At 65.0% G+C, this 15531-nt stretch carries 14 protein-coding genes and 1 pseudogene; 13 read left to right on the top strand and 2 right to left on the bottom strand.

Annotated elements, in window-relative coordinates; translation table 11 throughout:
• Nucleotides 1-13 precede the first annotated feature (13 nt).
• The 13 genes from JVH1_RS43510 (at nucleotide 14) to JVH1_RS43450 (ending at nucleotide 13757) form a co-directional block, all read left to right on the top strand.
• A complete protein-coding gene (locus JVH1_RS43510; RefSeq protein WP_009475968.1) occupies nucleotides 14-169 on the top strand; it encodes a hypothetical protein in 156 nt (51 codons plus the stop codon).
• Complete coding sequence (locus tag JVH1_RS43505; protein ID WP_009475969.1) at nucleotides 166-537, top strand: hypothetical protein; 372 nt, start codon at nucleotides 166-168, stop codon at nucleotides 535-537. Before JVH1_RS43510 ends, JVH1_RS43505 begins: the two co-directional genes overlap by 4 nt.
• Nucleotides 537-1154: a hypothetical protein gene (locus tag JVH1_RS43500; protein WP_009475970.1), complete on the top strand. Its 618-nt coding sequence runs from the start codon at nucleotides 537-539 to the stop codon at nucleotides 1152-1154. The genes JVH1_RS43505 and JVH1_RS43500 overlap by 1 nt, the downstream gene beginning before the upstream one ends.
• Entirely contained in the window at nucleotides 1151-2020 is an 870-nt protein-coding gene (locus JVH1_RS43495; protein WP_009475971.1) for a hypothetical protein, read from the top strand. Before JVH1_RS43500 ends, JVH1_RS43495 begins: the two co-directional genes overlap by 4 nt.
• Nucleotides 2014-3510 carry a hypothetical protein gene (locus tag JVH1_RS43490; RefSeq protein WP_157173989.1) on the top strand — a complete coding sequence of 499 codons (1497 nt, stop codon included), beginning with the start codon at nucleotides 2014-2016 and terminating at the stop codon, nucleotides 3508-3510. The genes JVH1_RS43495 and JVH1_RS43490 overlap by 7 nt, the downstream gene beginning before the upstream one ends.
• On the top strand, nucleotides 3507-5003 hold the full coding sequence (locus JVH1_RS43485; protein WP_009475973.1) for an SCO6880 family protein: 1497 nt from the start codon (nucleotides 3507-3509) through the stop codon (nucleotides 5001-5003). The genes JVH1_RS43490 and JVH1_RS43485 overlap by 4 nt, the downstream gene beginning before the upstream one ends.
• A 10-nt stretch (nucleotides 5004-5013) precedes the next feature.
• Nucleotides 5014-6885, top strand: a complete 1872-nt coding sequence (locus tag JVH1_RS43480; protein ID WP_371113195.1) for an ATP-binding protein — start codon at nucleotides 5014-5016, stop codon at nucleotides 6883-6885.
• Nucleotides 6882-7187: a hypothetical protein gene (locus JVH1_RS43475; RefSeq protein ID WP_009475890.1), complete on the top strand. Its 306-nt coding sequence runs from the start codon at nucleotides 6882-6884 to the stop codon at nucleotides 7185-7187. Before JVH1_RS43480 ends, JVH1_RS43475 begins: the two co-directional genes overlap by 4 nt.
• Complete coding sequence (locus JVH1_RS43470) at nucleotides 7187-8824, top strand: M23 family metallopeptidase (RefSeq protein ID WP_009475891.1); 1638 nt, start codon at nucleotides 7187-7189, stop codon at nucleotides 8822-8824. Before JVH1_RS43475 ends, JVH1_RS43470 begins: the two co-directional genes overlap by 1 nt.
• 405 nt (nucleotides 8825-9229) lie before the next feature.
• Complete coding sequence (locus JVH1_RS43465; protein ID WP_157173976.1) at nucleotides 9230-9781, top strand: hypothetical protein; 552 nt, start codon at nucleotides 9230-9232, stop codon at nucleotides 9779-9781.
• Nucleotides 9782-9860: 79 nt separating this feature from the next.
• Nucleotides 9861-11087 carry a hypothetical protein gene (locus JVH1_RS43460; RefSeq protein WP_043779585.1) on the top strand — a complete coding sequence of 409 codons (1227 nt, stop codon included), beginning with the start codon at nucleotides 9861-9863 and terminating at the stop codon, nucleotides 11085-11087.
• Between the two features lie 61 nt (nucleotides 11088-11148).
• Nucleotides 11149-13158 (top strand): type IV secretory system conjugative DNA transfer family protein, encoded by a 2010-nt coding sequence (locus JVH1_RS43455; RefSeq protein WP_371113194.1) that lies wholly within the window; start codon nucleotides 11149-11151, stop codon nucleotides 13156-13158.
• The gene (locus JVH1_RS43450) at nucleotides 13158-13757 is read left to right on the top strand and encodes a DUF4913 domain-containing protein (protein WP_009475896.1); all 600 of its coding nucleotides are present in this window, start codon (nucleotides 13158-13160) and stop codon (nucleotides 13755-13757) included. Before JVH1_RS43455 ends, JVH1_RS43450 begins: the two co-directional genes overlap by 1 nt.
• Before the next feature lie 66 nt (nucleotides 13758-13823).
• Here the strand turns inward: JVH1_RS43450 and JVH1_RS43445 are convergent, their stop codons facing one another.
• Both JVH1_RS43445 and JVH1_RS43440 read right to left on the bottom strand, forming a co-directional pair.
• The gene (locus JVH1_RS43445; RefSeq protein ID WP_009475897.1) at nucleotides 13824-14039 is read right to left on the bottom strand and encodes a hypothetical protein; all 216 of its coding nucleotides are present in this window, start codon (nucleotides 14037-14039) and stop codon (nucleotides 13824-13826) included.
• A gap of 705 nt (nucleotides 14040-14744) precedes the next feature.
• Nucleotides 14745-14915: pseudogene (locus JVH1_RS43440) on the bottom strand (DUF2188 domain-containing protein); the annotation flags it as partial.
• Nucleotides 14916-15531 lie beyond the last annotated feature (616 nt).

The following is a 15531-nucleotide window of genomic DNA, read 5'->3' as shown; positions in this document are numbered from 1 at the left end:
AGGGGTACGCGCGATGACGAAGATCGACAAGCAGCACGTTTCTCGAATCGGTGTCGGCACCACCAGCTTCTTGTCCTATTTCGCGGCCGGAGGGTCGCTGGTCGCAACCTCGGGGGCGTTGTTCGTGCTCGCGGTCGCCATCGGCTCGATCGAGTGGGTACAGCCGTGACGGGCACCGATCGCGGTGTGGTGCTCGCGGCGGTGGAGTTGCCCGACTACATCACCCAGGACATCAACACCGCGTTGAGCTGGATCGCCGGCATTGCTGCGGTCGTGTGCATCGCGAAGATCATCTTCGTCGGCGGCCGGATGGCGTGGGACCACAAGCACACACCGGGTTTGGAATCACCCACGGCCGCAGAGTTCCTCGCGGCGGTATTTGGTTGGATCCTCGCGAGCGGTGCGGCCGTCACAATGGCCGTCGTTCTCATCGAGGCCGGCCGAATTCCCGAGAACTCAGCTCCGGCGCCGGACAAGCCTCCGAACCTCGTCACTGACATCCAACAGAAGTTCCCCCCGCTCGAAGAGGAGAAGTAATGCGCGTACTTGCCTGTGCGACAGTCGCGGTCGCAGCGCTGGCGCTAGCGGGGTGCGGTGGCTCGTCCGAGGACAGCAGCGAAACCCCCACGGTGTCGCTCACGGACGCCCCGGCCATCGCGAGCTGGTCGAGCGTGAACGGTGTGATGGTGCCGCTCGGGAAGACCGACGGCCCCACGAGCGCGGTCTGGGAGCCGCTGACCGGGTTCTCGCACACCCCGCAGGGCGCAGCGCTTGCCGCGATCGGTCAATCCGTCCAGCTCTCCACCGCAGCAGATCAGTCCTGGTCGAAGGTGCTGTCCGTTGTCGCGGCGAGTGGAGAGGGACGCGACGCCTTCGCCGTCAACCGTTCCCTGATTTCCTCGACCGGCACGGTCGACCCGGCGGTCGTCCCGTCCGTCGTCGGCTACGTGTTCGCGGACTACACCGACACCGCCGCCTCCGTCGACATCGTTCAACGCTTCCCGGACGAGTCCCTGGCCTCGACACGCACCAACGTGATCTGGGCGGACTCCGACTGGAAGCTCAACCTCTCCACCCCGGAAAACGCTGTGGCGGCGACCGCACTGACGGAACTTCCGCAGAACATGGTCGACCTGGAAGGAACGCGCAAGTGAGCGAGCAACCTACCGATACCCAGACCCCCACACCGGCCCCGCGCCCGGAACAGCCCGAATCTGGATCCGGACGCGACAACGCCACCCGCCTGCTGATGGGTGGATCGATCCTCGGTGTCATCGTCGTCGCCGCGATCATCACCAGCATCATCATCTTCGTACGCGGCGGGGACGAGCCGCTGGTTCCCGCCGGGGACCAGGGATCAGGTGCGACCGCGGCGACCCAGCCCGACCAATTCGAACCCGATCCGTTCTTCGACGAGCAGGGCCGCGTCGTCTACGCCCCACTCAACGACAACGGAGTGCTGCTGGCGCAGTCCTCGCCGGCCACCGGACGTTCCGCGGCGACCGCGCCGTCCGGGATCATGCTCCAACGCGTCCACGGAAACATGTACCTGCCGTTCTCCACCTCTGACGGACCGACGGCGTTCAGTGACACTGGGGTCGCGACCGGCTTCGCCCGCACTGCCCAAGGTGCGGGCCTGGCAGCAGTCCACTACCTGAACTACCTCGCCACCGGCAACAACCGCATCCAGATGCTCCAGGATGCGGGCCTGGTCGCCGATCCGCAGGACCAGCTCGCCGAGCAGAAGGCCTTCAACGCCTCGAATCAGCCAGGTGCCGCTCCGGACAACTTTCCCGGTCGCGTCATGCAGATGATCAAGGTGAACTTCACCGAGGATCTGGCGCGAGTCCACATCGGCGCGACGACAAATCTCAAGGACGGCCGTACCCAGAACGCCGACATTTCGCTGGACCTGGTCTGGCGTGAGGGAACCGGTTGGGTCGTGCAGGTCCAAGGCGCCAACCCGTTCGGTGCGCGAGCGGTTGCCGACTTCTCCGACGGTTGGACGTCGTGGTGGTGACGGCGCAGACCGCGTGGAAGCGGTTCCTTCTGGTCTGCCTCGTGGCATGCGCCGCACTGGTCGGCACCGCCTCGCCGGCACTCGCACAAGAAGATCCCGGGCCGTCCGCCGCCGACACTGCCGGGGACCTGGCGATGTGCGCTGCGGTTCCGATTGGTGGCGGCGGTCTGCAGTTGGCCCTCGATGCTCTGGGCGCAGCGACTGGCACTGAAATGCCCAGCTGCGCTAATGGTGCGCAGACCGTTGCCGAGGCTCCGCAGGCCTACGTCAAGAAGGTTGCGACTGGTGCGTTCGAGACGATGGGGCTGAGTTTCGGTGACGCAGGCGCCGCAGTGTTGAAGTTTGCGCTCGGCTGGTGGATCACCATTCCCGGCCAGGACGAGAACTCCTTCATGGCCACACTCGGCCAGGTCACGCAGTACACGTACTGGATTCAAGTCGCATTCCTGGTGGTCTCACTGATGTTCCTCGGAATCCGGCTGATGATGGCCCGATCCGGTGCCATCCGTGATGTCTCCACCGAAGGCGTTCAGCAACTCGCTCGGGCGACGGTCCTCGCGGGCTCGCTCGGGTTCATCGTCGTACTGGGCACCCGGCTCTCGGACAACATCTCCCGCTGGTTCATCGACGGCACTGTCGGCTCGGATCCGGACGCACTCGTTGACGCGATGATTCAGATCGGAATCTACGCCTCACCTGGTGGAACGTCCTTGCTGTACGTCATCGGGATCATCGGCATTCTCGGCGGCCTGGTGATGGCGTTCCTGCTGCTGATGAGGATGGGATTACTCGTCGTCATCACCGCAGCGCTCCCGATTGCCGGCGCGGCCGGCGGCACCAAGATCGGCTCACAGGCCTACGAGAAGATGATCGCCTGGACACTCGCGTTCCTGCTGTTCAAGCCGGTCGGATCGTTCGTGATCGGCGTGGCGGCAATGCTTTTCATGCAGTCTGCGCCCTCCCGCGATGAGAACGGCGGCGCGATGACGGCATTGATCGGCGCACTCCTGTTGTGCTCGGCTGCCTTGGTCCTTCCGTCCCTGATGCGGTTGATCGTCCCGGCAGTCGGATCCCTCGGCGGCGGCGGCAGCGGGCTTGCCGCAGCCGCGGGCGTGGCCGCGGTCGGCGCCAAGGTCGGCGGCGCGATCGCGACCGGAGGCGCGTCGGCTGGAGCGTCAGGCGGGGCGGCCGCGGGAGGTATGACCTCGGCGAGTTCGACCACGACCAGCCCTTCCGGACCTTCCGGTGCGCCCCCCAGCTTCGGCACTTCCGGAATCGACGGCGGCACACCGGGCGCAAACGCCACGGGCGGCGTGGACGGCACACCGTCGAACCAGTCAGCGCCGTCCGGCGGAAACGCCGCAGGCGGGGTGGACGGCACACCCACCAACCACAACGGCGCACCGGGCGCGCCTGATGGCCCAGGCACATCCGGAGACGGCCCGACCGGAGCAATGCCACCGAGTCGCAATGGAGGTTTTGAGGGATGACGAGGACCGAGACGACGACCGAGTACCGGATGTACGGCAACTGGCGAAAGCCCAGGTCGACCGGCATGGCCGGGGCAACGTTCGGGACCACGATGCTCGGCATCGGCGCGGTCATTGCCCTGGTGTTTCTGAGCCTTGCGATCGGCTTCGTGCCCGCACTGGTTCTGGGGCTGTTCACGGCGCTTGCATTCGTGCCGTTGGTGATCGAGAAGGACGGACGTAGCGGATATGAGAGGGCACTTCTGATGATGCAGTGGCGGCGGGCGTTCAAGCGCGGAGAACACATCTACAGCTCGGGCACCTTTTCCCGCGTTCCCGGGGGCCGGTACCGGCCCCCGGGTGTGCTGGCGGACACCGAGATCTACGAAGGTATCGACGGAAACAACCGGCCCTTCGGGATGATCCACATGCCGCAGGCGAACAACTACACCGTCGTTCTCGACGCATACCCGCAGGGCAGTGAGAACTTCGACCAGTCCGTACTCGATGCTGCGGTGGGCAATTGGTCGCAGATGTTGACGGCAATGGGCGAGACCTCGGACATTGTCGCCCTGGTCGCGGTGATCGAGTCATTGCCCAACACCGGGATCGAGCTGTACGAGACCGTGTCGCAGCGGGTGCGTCATGACGCGCCGAAGTTGGCCCGCGATTCGATGTACCAGTTGGCGACCGGCCTGGTCACCGGTGGCGTCCGCTTGGGGGCCCGGATTTCGATCACGTTTCAGGCTCAGACCGCCGACCGCAAGAAGGACCCGTCGGAGCAGGCGGTGGAGATCGCCCGCCGGCTGCCGGGGATCACCGAAGCCGCGGCCCGTGCCGGGGTTCCGGCCACCCCGATGAGTGCCGACGAGATCATGGGGACGGTACGCCGATCCGTCGATCCGGCGTCCTTGAGCAACATCGAGCGGGCACTGTTCTCCGGTGAAGGCACCGGCCTGGAGTGGGCAGACTGCGGTCCACGCACCCAGATCGAGGAGAAGGACCGCCTAATCCACGACGGAGCGATCTCGGTGACGTGGGAGATGCGAGAGGCTCCGAAGAGTGCGGTGCACGAGACCGTCCTCAAACGACTGCTCGACCCGAACCCGGCATTGCCGATCAAGCGCGTTGCGATCATCTACCGGCCGCACTCGGCCGCGGACGCGACGGACATCGTCAACCGTGACCACCGCGACGCGATGGCTGCGGTGACCTCGGGGCGTGGGATCGCGTCGGCGAAGGCGAAGCTCGAAGTGGCCGCGACGGAACAGAGCCGCATGGAGGTCGCGCGCGGCCACGGCCTGACCCGTTTCGGGATCCTCATCACCGTCACCCAGCCGGTCGGCAACGCGGACGTTCCCCGAGTGGACGCACTGGTGCGCGATTTGTCCATCCAGAGTCAGCTGCAGGTGCGCCGGTCATTTTGCTGGCAGTCGGCTGCGTTCTGGTCATCGCTCGGCGTCGGCGTGATTCCACCCGAGCACACGACCATTCCCTCGTTCCTGAGCAACTAAGGCGGACACAGTGGCCAAGACCAAGACCAGGACCAAGACCCCCAAAGCGGTGAACATCAAGGTTCTCTCCGACGAGGACCTCGCACGCCTGGAAGCCCGCGAAGCAGCGGCGACCAGCCTCTTCCGCAAGAAGGTGCTGGCCAGACTCGTCCAGCGGCAGTACGACCGGCGGGCGAACATCGCGGCGAACGAGCGGGCCCGCTCCGACTCGTCCGACCGTGACGTTCATGCCCTCGACGAGCGCGGCTTCTCCGGTGCCGGCGGTGGCCGGATGGGCGCGATCCTGCCCCCAGTCGAGTTTCGTGGCACCAACATTCAGGTGGCGGGAATCAACCCCTGGGTCGTGGGAGCGAATGCCCCTCTGCTGGGAACCCCGCTGGGCCACCACCTGGCACCGCCGCATGCACCGGTGTGCTTCGACCCGCTGTCGGCGAAGGAAGCGAAGGCGATCACCGCTCCTGCCTGCATGATCATCGCTCTCAACGGCTTCGGTAAGTCGACGTTGCTACGCCGGATCGCTCTGGGCGACATCGCCGCTGGTGTGCGCGTGGTGTGGCCGGGCGACGTCAAGCCGGACGGGCGGAAACTGACCGAGGCCGTGGCTGGTCAGTGCACCGAGGTCGGGTACGGCGGGATCGGCCGAATCAACCCGCTCGATCCCGGTCTGATCGGGGTGGCGATCACCCTGCTCTCCGGCCGGATCGCCGAACTCGCCCACCGCATCGCACTCGAGAACGACCCGGCGCTGCGGGACGAGCTGATACTCGAGCGCCAGAAATTGGAGCTGCAACGTCAGCAGACTCAATACGCACTGCATGCGCGCCAGGAGAACATCACCGCCGCACTGTGTGAGATCGTGCGCGGCAAGCGGCTCGAGGACTTCGAGCAGACGCTGCTCGCGTCGGCGATTCGCCTGCTCTACACCCCGGTAGCGCAGGGAGGTGCGGGGTTCACCTCCGAGAACCCCGCAATCCTCGACGATTTGATCGCACTGCTGACGTCGAACAGTCAGGAACTCAAGGACGACGCGGTCGCCGAGACCGACGAGGAGTATCGGGCCGCGATCCAGGGGTTGCGTCGAACGCTGCGTTCGATGGTGAAGGGCCGCTTCGGGGAGGTCTTCAACGGGCAGTCGACCGTCCGCCTCGATGTCGAGGCACCCTCGATGTGCCTGGACATGTCCAGCGTCCCGCAGGACGACAAGATGATGCGTGCCGCTGTCCTGATCGCAGGGTGGAACGAGGCGTTCGCGACGATCGAAGCCGCTCACGTGCGAGCAGACGCCGGCCTGGGACCGAACCTCGCGTTCAACGTGCTCATGGACGAACTTTGGCAGGTCCTCGCATTGCCGATGATGGCCGAGCGCATCGATGCGCTGCTGCGTCTGCAGCGCGTGGTCGGTGTGGGGATCACGTTCGTGACCCACTCGATCGAGGAGCTGGAGAAGGCCGGCGCTCTAGGACTGATCGAACGGTGCCGCGCCCGCATCATCGGCCCGGTTCCGTCGGCGGAGATCGAGCGCCTCGAGAAGGTCATCCACTTCTCGCAGATCGAGAAGAGCATGCTCACGAACTGGTCGGACGCCGCAGATCTGAATTCCCCGATCGACCAGAAGACAGCGCGGCGGCGCCAGGCTGCGGAGAAGGTCCGTCTCGCGGCCGAGAAGGCCGGAATCGTGTCGGCCGCGAAACAGGCTCCGGTCCCCAATCCTGTTGCAGCCGGTACGGGGCAGTTTCTGCTCAAACTCGGTGAGGGCGATCGTCCCGGTGTGCCGTTCAAGGTGTGGGTGACCCCGGCGGAACTTGCGTCGGGTATCCACAACACCGACGAGCGTTTGAATGCCGCGGTCAAGGATCGGGAGCATACGGGGTTCGCCGCATGACGCCCGCGCGCCGCCGCTACCGCGTGGTCGACGAGCAGACCAAGGCCGATGCGGTGGCCACGGCCATCAAGTGCATCGAGGCCGGTGACTCGTTCACCGCCTCCTGCGCCGCGGTGGCGGCGCAGCTCGACGTGTCCGAGACCGCGGTGCGCAGTTGGGTCAACGCATCCGGCCGGCGTCCGCAGCCGTCGTGGACGGTCGTGAGTCGGCTGCGCGCCGATCTCGCGGCCGCCACGGAACTCAATCGCCGCCTGGTGAATCGGTACGCCCCGGCCGACTGCGGGATGGGCGCGGCTCAGTAATGGAATCGAAGAACAGCTCACTGCTGATCGTGGTGCTCGCCTTGGTGCTCGGGATTCCGATGTCACTGATCGTTCTGCTGGCCATCCTGTTCCAGGACGAGGAAGAGCAGGCCTCGACGGACTGCCTCGGCGGTAGCGGCACATCCGTGATCGGTGGCGACATGATCGCCCCCGCAGGATCGTTCATCAAGCCGGCCGATCCGACTCTGGTGACGTTCACCTCCGGATTCGGTGAGCGGGATGGTGCCCAGCACAAGGGCATCGACCTGGCCGGTCCGATCGGGACCCCGATCTACGCGGCCGCCGACGGCACAGTCGCCGACGCAGGCGAAGCGAGCGGCTTCGGGCAGTGGGTTGTTCTCGACCATGTGATCAACGGGCAGCTGTTCTCCACCGTCTACGGGCACGTCGACACCTACCTCGTCGAGGCGGGCCAGCAGGTTCGCGCGGGCCAGCAGATCGCCACCATCGGGAACCGGGGTGAATCGACCGGGCCGCACCTGCACTTCGAGACGTGGCCGGGTGGCCGGACCGGCGGCGCGGCCGTGGATCCGAAGCCGCAGTACGACTCCGCACCTGCACCGGGCGAACAGAGGCCCGGACCAGCCACCCCGAGCCCGGCACCCTCGGCGCCCGGTGGCGCCGACCTGGCGCAGGCACTGCCGGCCTCGGCCGGGTCCGAACAGAACATGCAGGTCAACACCAAACGCCTCATCCGGGCCCTGCACCTGAGATTCGGGGACCGCCTCGACACCCTCGGCGGATGGCGCGCCGACGGCGGCGGTTTCAACGACCACCCGAGCGGCCAGGCCGTCGACGCGATGATCCCGGACTACAACTCCGGAACCGGCGTCGCGACCGGCGACGCCGTCTTGGACTACGTCATGGCGAACGCCGACTTCTTCCACGTCGACTACGCGATCTGGCGGCAGACGTACTACCCGGCCGGTGGCACGCCGAACAAAATGGAGGACCGGGGCAGCGACAACGAGAACCACTTCAACCACGTCCACATCACCGTCAAGGGCGGCGGATTCGACGAAGCCACCGCACAGTGGGGTTCCCTGCCCGGCGGCAGCGGCCAGGCCACCAAATCGGCCACCGACTGCACCATCTCCGGTGAAGGCCTCGGCGACACCCTCGCCGCCGGTACGGTGCCCACCGAGTTCGCACCGTGGATCGAACGAGCCGGGGCACTGTGCCCGCAGATCAAGCCCTCCCTTCTGGCGGCACAGCTCGCTGCGGAGAACGGCTTCCAGTACGGAGCCAATGCACCGGTCTCGAACACCGGTGCCGGTGGTCCCGCACAGTTCATGCCGGGGACGTGGGCGACATACGGCAAGGACTACGACGGCGACGGCCGCGTCGACATCAACAGCATCGGCGATGCGGTCATGGCGCAGGGCACCTACATGTGCACGATCGCGAAGACGATCGACGGCTGGATCGCCGACGGATCGGTCAAGGCAACCAACGGCCGCACCGAGCTGTACCTCGCCGGCTACAACGCGGGTGAAGGCGCAGTACAGAGCTCCGGCGGCTTCCCGACCGGGTCGACCGACTACATCGTCCAGACCCGCCCGTACGCCGACAAGATCATCGCCAACGAAGCGCAGTACCGCGCCATCAACAAATAGCCGACGGTAGGTCTCTACTTAGAGACCCCTTAACGTAGAATCGATGTGTTGCGCCATGCAGTCTCCGTATTCGTTCGAACATCCCAATCCTCGCCCACGAGAACGGAAGTCCCCGATGAAAATGTTGGCACTGAACGCGGTGGTGTTGTGCGTCGGCGGCCTGGCAGTCCTCCGGTACGGCTTGGGCTTGCGGTCATCGGACCCGTACCGCGGAACTTGGTGCGCCGCCTCTCCGAATAGCTCCGGTTACGTCCACTGCGGCGGAATTCCGCATGGGCAACTCTTCGTCGTCATCGGGGGCACGTTGATCGTCCTGACGCTTCTTTCTCTGGTGCTCGTGGTGCTGGAACTTGTTGGCCGGCCGCTCGACTCCTCGCAGCCAGCCCGAACCATGGGAAAGGACGTATGACCATGCGCTTCTCGACGAAACTGCTGATCGCGGGAGTGTTGTCCACGACGATGGTGCTGGCCGGTTGCGGCTCATCCGGCACCGATGACGAGCCGGTGGGCAGTGACGATCACGTGCACATCGACCCCCTGGACCCGGCGCACCTCGACGCGGACGGCACGGCCGTCACGGCGATGCAGGCAATCCTCTCGTGGCAGCCCGCCGTCGACGAGAGCAAGTCCGATGCGTTGCATCGCGCTCGCCCCTGGCTGGGTGGGGAACTGGCGACCACCGTCGACAACGACAACGGTGCAGCGACTGGTCTTCGACCTGATCGGGAGTGGCTGGCGTGGCAGCAGGCCGGTGACGCACTGACCGCGTCCTGCACCGAAGCCGACAGCACCCCAGCGGCACCGGAAGGAATGCGGACCGTCGTCATCGACGTCAGCTGCCGACAGACCGTGCTGCACACCGCCGGATCGAGCACCCCTCTCGCCGAACAGACCTGGCGCACCACCGTCACCCGGACCGACGACGGTTGGCGTCTGACCGACTTCCGCTACCAGTGAGGACATAGGGATGAATCATGTGATCGCTCCGGACGATCCAGCTACCCGGCGCCAGTGGGTCCTTGACCATGATCCGTTTGTGACCCGAGGTGAGCTCCTTGACACCCTGAATCAGATCGCGGACTGGCCACTGAGAGTCGGCCCGGCCACGGTATTGGCCGCGCACGGGCTGACCGACCTGGCCGACACGTTGCGGGCGCTCCCGCCCGCCGGCGGACTCATGGAGGAACTACTCGACAACCCCACAGCGGGAGAAGAACTCGAGACCACCCTGGTTGCCGGGCGGGATGCCCTGCGGGAGCTACTCGACCAGGCGGGACACCCCGCATGGATGCGCGAGCGAGACCAGCGCTCGGACTCGGCGGGTATCTCCCGGCTTGTCGCGAGTGTCGCCGCCGATGTGGGAGGGACGCATTGGGTGCGCACTGCCGGGCGGGCAGCAGAAAGCATCATCCTGCTCGGCTGCAACAAGAGGCTCTTCGACAGCGCAGAACAGCGAGAAAGATTCGTCGCAGACCTCGACCTCGGGCTCCGTGTCGAGATCGCGTCCCACGCCAGTCTGGTCGATTGGGTCCCCACCGGCACCCGACCCGCCGCCGCCGAATCTTCCGCGCCACCACTGCCCGCTGAGGGGACCGACGATTCTGCACCCGAATCGCACACTGACCAGCCAAGAGACCGGCGGTGGCTCGTCGCCGACGAGATCTTCAGTGCCATCGATCCGATCGTCGCGCAGTCCAACCTCAACGGCGTACTGGCAGAAGCAACCGCCGACTGGGTGCTCCGCTTCGGCCCCGCAGAGGCACTGAGAGCGTGCCGATTCTGGGACGAACACGACATGGTGGCAACGCTGCCCATGGTGACGCCCGAAATGTTCCGGCAGCCCAGCCGACTCCGGCCGCACGTGCGCGCCCTCAAGCGCGCCACCCTCGCACTCGAGGAACGCGAAATCGACCTGTCCCATGCGGGGATCCACCACAACGCGCACCAGCGACTCGCCCCGGCGGGGCAGGCCTCGAGCTTGGCTGTCAAAGCCGACCTGCTCGCCCGTACACCGAGTTCGAAGGCGGGGTACTGGGCCTACCGGTTGCTGTGCACCGCCCTGACCGTCACCGAACTCGACCCCACCACCAGCAGCGGCCGCCTCCGGCAAAGCCTCGAACAAGCAGTGAAGAGGATCTGGTTCACCGGCATCCCCGATATGGAGTGGATCGTCAAGCTGGACGTGCTCCGTGACATCGACCCGGACACCGATGCACAGACCTGGCGTATCTCCGAACCCGCACCAACGCCGCTCGGCGGCTGACCAACCTCCGCTACCAGTAAGGACAACGACCATGACGGAAATGCGTCGCGATCGGCCAAAGGTGAGCAGGAACAAAGAGATGGTGGTGCTCAAAGCCATCGCCGTCGCGGTCCCCGCCTCCTTCCTGCCGGTATTCGCCTACAACCTCGGCGGCGGCGAGGAGACGCTGTGGCACCCGCTCGGCCTGTTCCTCGATGTGGCCCAGGGGAATCGGGCGTGGCCGGGCGGCGCGACCGCGGTACTGATCGGAGAAGTGGTCGCCATCGCCGCGCTCGTGGTGGGCGGGTTCTGGCTGCTCAAGAAGACGGGGCGGCTCGAGAAGATTCAAGAGAAGCGGTCGGAGAAGCGGATCGACAAGTACGCCGAATCGATGACGGACCCGCGGGACGTCGAGCAGGCAAACGCAGCCGCCGCCGCGGACGAGACGAGGCGGCTTGCACCGACGATCAGCGAGACTCATCCCGGTCACGGCGGCATCGTCATGGGCAACACGGTCAAATCGAACCGCGAACTTCGGATGCCGTGGGAGTGGGTATGCATCGCGATCGCCGGCTCCCGAATGGGAAAGTCAGCGACCCTCGCGATTCCGGCCATCTGCTACGCCCCCGGATTCTGCCTTGGCACATCCAACAAGCCCGACATCTACACCCACACCCTCTACCTGCGTAAACAGATGGGGAAGGTCTGGCTCTTCGACCTGGAAGGCGTGACCACCGGCAACCGGCGCGAGAAGGCAACCTTCTGGTTCAACCCGCTGCGCCGCGTCGACGACCTGCCGTCGGCGCGAGTGGTGTGCGACTACTTCATCTCCGCCGCCACCGACGACAACGCCCGGGTCGACGCCTACTTCGACGGCGCCGCCCGGGACCTGTTCGGCTCCTACCTTCTCGCCGCCGCGCTCGCCGGCGGCGATCTTCGGCACGTCGTGGACTGGCTCCGCGAAACACAATCCCAGATCCCGGTGAAGGTGCTCGCCCAGAACGGGTACGCCGACCTCGCGAACACCATGCAGAGCAAGCAGAGCGTCAACGCCAAACAGCGCGACGGCTTCTACGACATGGCGCGCCGATTCCTCGCACCCCTGGACGAGCCCCGCTACGAAGAAACGATCCTGCCGAACACCCGGATCACGATCGGGACGGACAGCGAGGGGCGAATCCTCATCACCCCCGGCCGTGAAGTCCACGACCTGCCCGAACTCGATATCGACCAGGTCATTCGCAGCACCGACACCGTCTACGCCATGAGCAAGAAGGGAGCCGGATCCGCCTCCGCGCTCACCACAGCCTTGGTCGGCGCCATCGGGGACGCATTGCAGGAGTACGGCGCCCAACAGAGCGACGGGCGGGTCCCGATCCCGGCGGTCATGGTTCTCGACGAAGCCGCGAACATCTGCAAGCTGCAGCAACTCCCCGAGTGGTACTCGCACTTCGGATCCCGCGGATGCATCCTCATCACCATCCTGCAGTCACCGTCGCAGGCGAAGAAGGTGTGGGGTGAGACCAACTACGACGCCATGGTCGATGCCGCCAACATGCTCTGGTACGGCGGCAACGTCAACGACAAAGGGTTCCTGGCCTCGCTGTCCGACGAGATCGGCGACCATTTCGTCGAGGTCGAGAACCGCAGCCGCAGCGGCGGAATTCTAGGCAGTGGGCAAACAACGATCAGCACGTCGCACCAGCGGGAGAAGATCCTCACCGTCGACGACCTCAAGGCCCTGCCGCAGACTCGGGCCATCGTCACGATGGGCGGCAACAAGCCGCTGCTGGTCCGCAAGAACTTCTGGGGGAACACACCGTTCGCCGACGACATCAAGCGGTCCCTCGCCGAGTGCATGACCAGCACCGACCGCGTCGAGCAGAAGGCGCTTCCGGTCGGATTCTCCGATCGGGAGGCATCGGAGGCACCCACCGGCCCGATCCCACGGATCGCTGCCGCAGCCGACAAGGAACTGATCGAGCTACCCGTTCAGCACAACGTCGTCGCGCCGACCACGAGCGTCGCCGCAGCACCTGATGCCGTCGACGACATCTTCGAGTCCGAATTCTTCGCGGAAGGAAGGCAGTGATGGTCAATCTCTCAGCAACCGAGGACGAGTGGCAGACCGACGACGAGACCGGGTACGAGAACCCCTACGACTACGACCCGAACGCCGTCGACGAGAACGACCCCACCGTCGACGGGGACGATCCCAGCCTCGACCCCGACGAAGACACGGAAGAGATCGTCGAGGACGAAGACGACGAGCTCGAGGGCGTCGAGGCCGACGAAGAGGATGGCGAGCTCGCCGAGATCGAGCCGATGTATCCCACCTACGAGGCGTGGGTAGAAGGATGGTTCACCCAGGTCATCCGCCGGAAAATGGGTCCCGGCGGCGGCGAAAGCGGCCTGGCCTGGGACGCGAGATGGTGGCTGTACCCCGAAGTCGCCGGCCGACTCAAATCCCTCTGGTTTGGATGGGAAGAAGCCCGAGCCTCCGACAAAGCGTCGGCAATGTCGAACTGGTGGATCCACCAGCTCGACCCGCATCTGCGGGTGATCTTCGACAGCGATTCCGGCCCCATGTCCCATGCGAAGGCCGACGGATCGTTCTCGGGCTGGCCCGCCCTCCCATATGAGCCCATGCCCCCCGGTCTACGTGATCCATGGAACGAAGATCCGGAATGACGAATTACCCGATCATGATCCCCTCGCGTGTGCACTACTACAGCACGTTTGCGGCAGGAGGTGGGTTCAGCCGCCGTGGGCGCGGCGATGCTCGATGTACTCGAACATCCACAGGCCGGCGAGGACTCCGGACCCGGCGCCGAGGATCATCCCCAGTGGGCCCCACGTCTCTATCGCAGCCTCGATGAAGTTCCCGACATCATAGGCCGATCCTGTGACAGTTACAGGTTCGCTGTAAGTGCCAACTCCGATGACCGTTGCAACTAGGGCCGCGACGGTCAAGCAAACCACGATTCCTAATAACAGCTGGTAGCCGCCTGTAAACTGATGTTTTTCGTTTGCCTTAAGTAGCAAAATTGACAAACAGCACCCACCCGACCATGAAAGGGTTGCCAAGAATATCCCTACAAAAGTGCTTTGCCCTTGTAGTTGTTCCGATATAAGTCCGTTGAGTAGAGGGCCCAGTCCGAGCAATCCGAACACAGGCCAAATATGTTCGCTGAGGAATGATGCCCCTTTCTCGAAATCGCGGATATTCTGCCTTGCTTCCTCGACTTGGGGGGGCACTCCAATCGGTGGGGGAGGCGCACCCGGCCCGAACGCCGGCGGAGGCGACGGCTGGAAGGCCCCCGCGGACTCCTCGCCGCGCGGAGCTGGAGGCGGAACAAAGGGACCTGCCGACGACGGAGGCGGAACGAAAGGACCTGCCGACGACGGAGGCGGAACGAAAGGACCTGCCGACGACGGAGGCGGAACGAAAGGACCTGATTGGAAGGGAGTCCCCCACCCCGGCGGCACACCCGGCCCGGACGCCGGCGGAGGCGACGGCTGGAAGGCCCCCGCGGACTCCTCACCGCGCGGAGCTGGAGGCGGCGGAACAAAGGGACCTGCCGACGACGGAGGCGGAACGAAGAGACCTGATTGGAAGGGAGTCCCCCAACCCGGCGGGACCTCGGACGAAGCAATGGGACAGCGTTCAACTTGCCCTAACCCGTCATAGATGACTACCTCTCCACCCCCGCCACTCGCGACCTCACGTTTCGCGATAGCGATAGCATCAAAACGAGTGCGATGCAGTGATCTTGCCATTGTCTGGGGGCGTTCCCGGATTGCCCATCGACCGCGGCCGGTAGGTTCGACGATCCGAGTGATTGGCATAGCAGGATATCCAATCCTTGAGGACGTCACGAGCCCTTTTCAAATATATGGCGCATCTCGTACGGCTAGAGTTTCCGCACCCAGAGGTTAGACTTCCCTTAAAATCGCGTCTTTCCGTTTTTCGAAGTCCTGACCGCTAATGACTCCCCGATCAAGAAGCGATTGGAGCTCGGCAATCCGCCTCTCAGTTGCGGTGCGAGGATCCGGGTACGGCTCCGGATCGGTCGGTTCCGGGCAGTTAATGTGGTCGTTGCGTGGGTGAAAGGGGCGAAATATGTCGCCTCCTCGGCGCGCGAAGTCGAAGACTCTTCTCGTCTCCTCGACGTTCTCAGAGACCTTCTTTCGATTGAACCGGAACATCTCGTTCCACCTCTTCAGATAAGACTGGTCGGTTCCATTCGATCGTCCTCGCTTTCTGCGGGGGTGTCACTGATGGTTTGCTGCACTAAGTTCTCGTGGGCCGCCGGCGCTTCGCCCCCGATGTCGTAGAGCGGTTCTACACTGCCCGAGCGACGAGAAAGAGGTCGCCACCCACTGCCATGGTTGACGGGGAGATTTCCCTGTCGCCCTGATCCGAGAAGTGTTCTCGGATCGGCGGGGTGGCGACCTCTTTCTC

Origin of the sequence: Rhodococcus sp. JVH1, from assembly GCF_000280725.2 — a bacterium.
Taxonomy (GTDB): Bacteria; Actinomycetota; Actinomycetes; order Mycobacteriales; family Mycobacteriaceae; genus Rhodococcus_F; species Rhodococcus_F jostii_A.
Note: the sequence above shows the minus strand (reverse complement) of the source record. Positions and strands in the feature narration are given on the sequence as shown.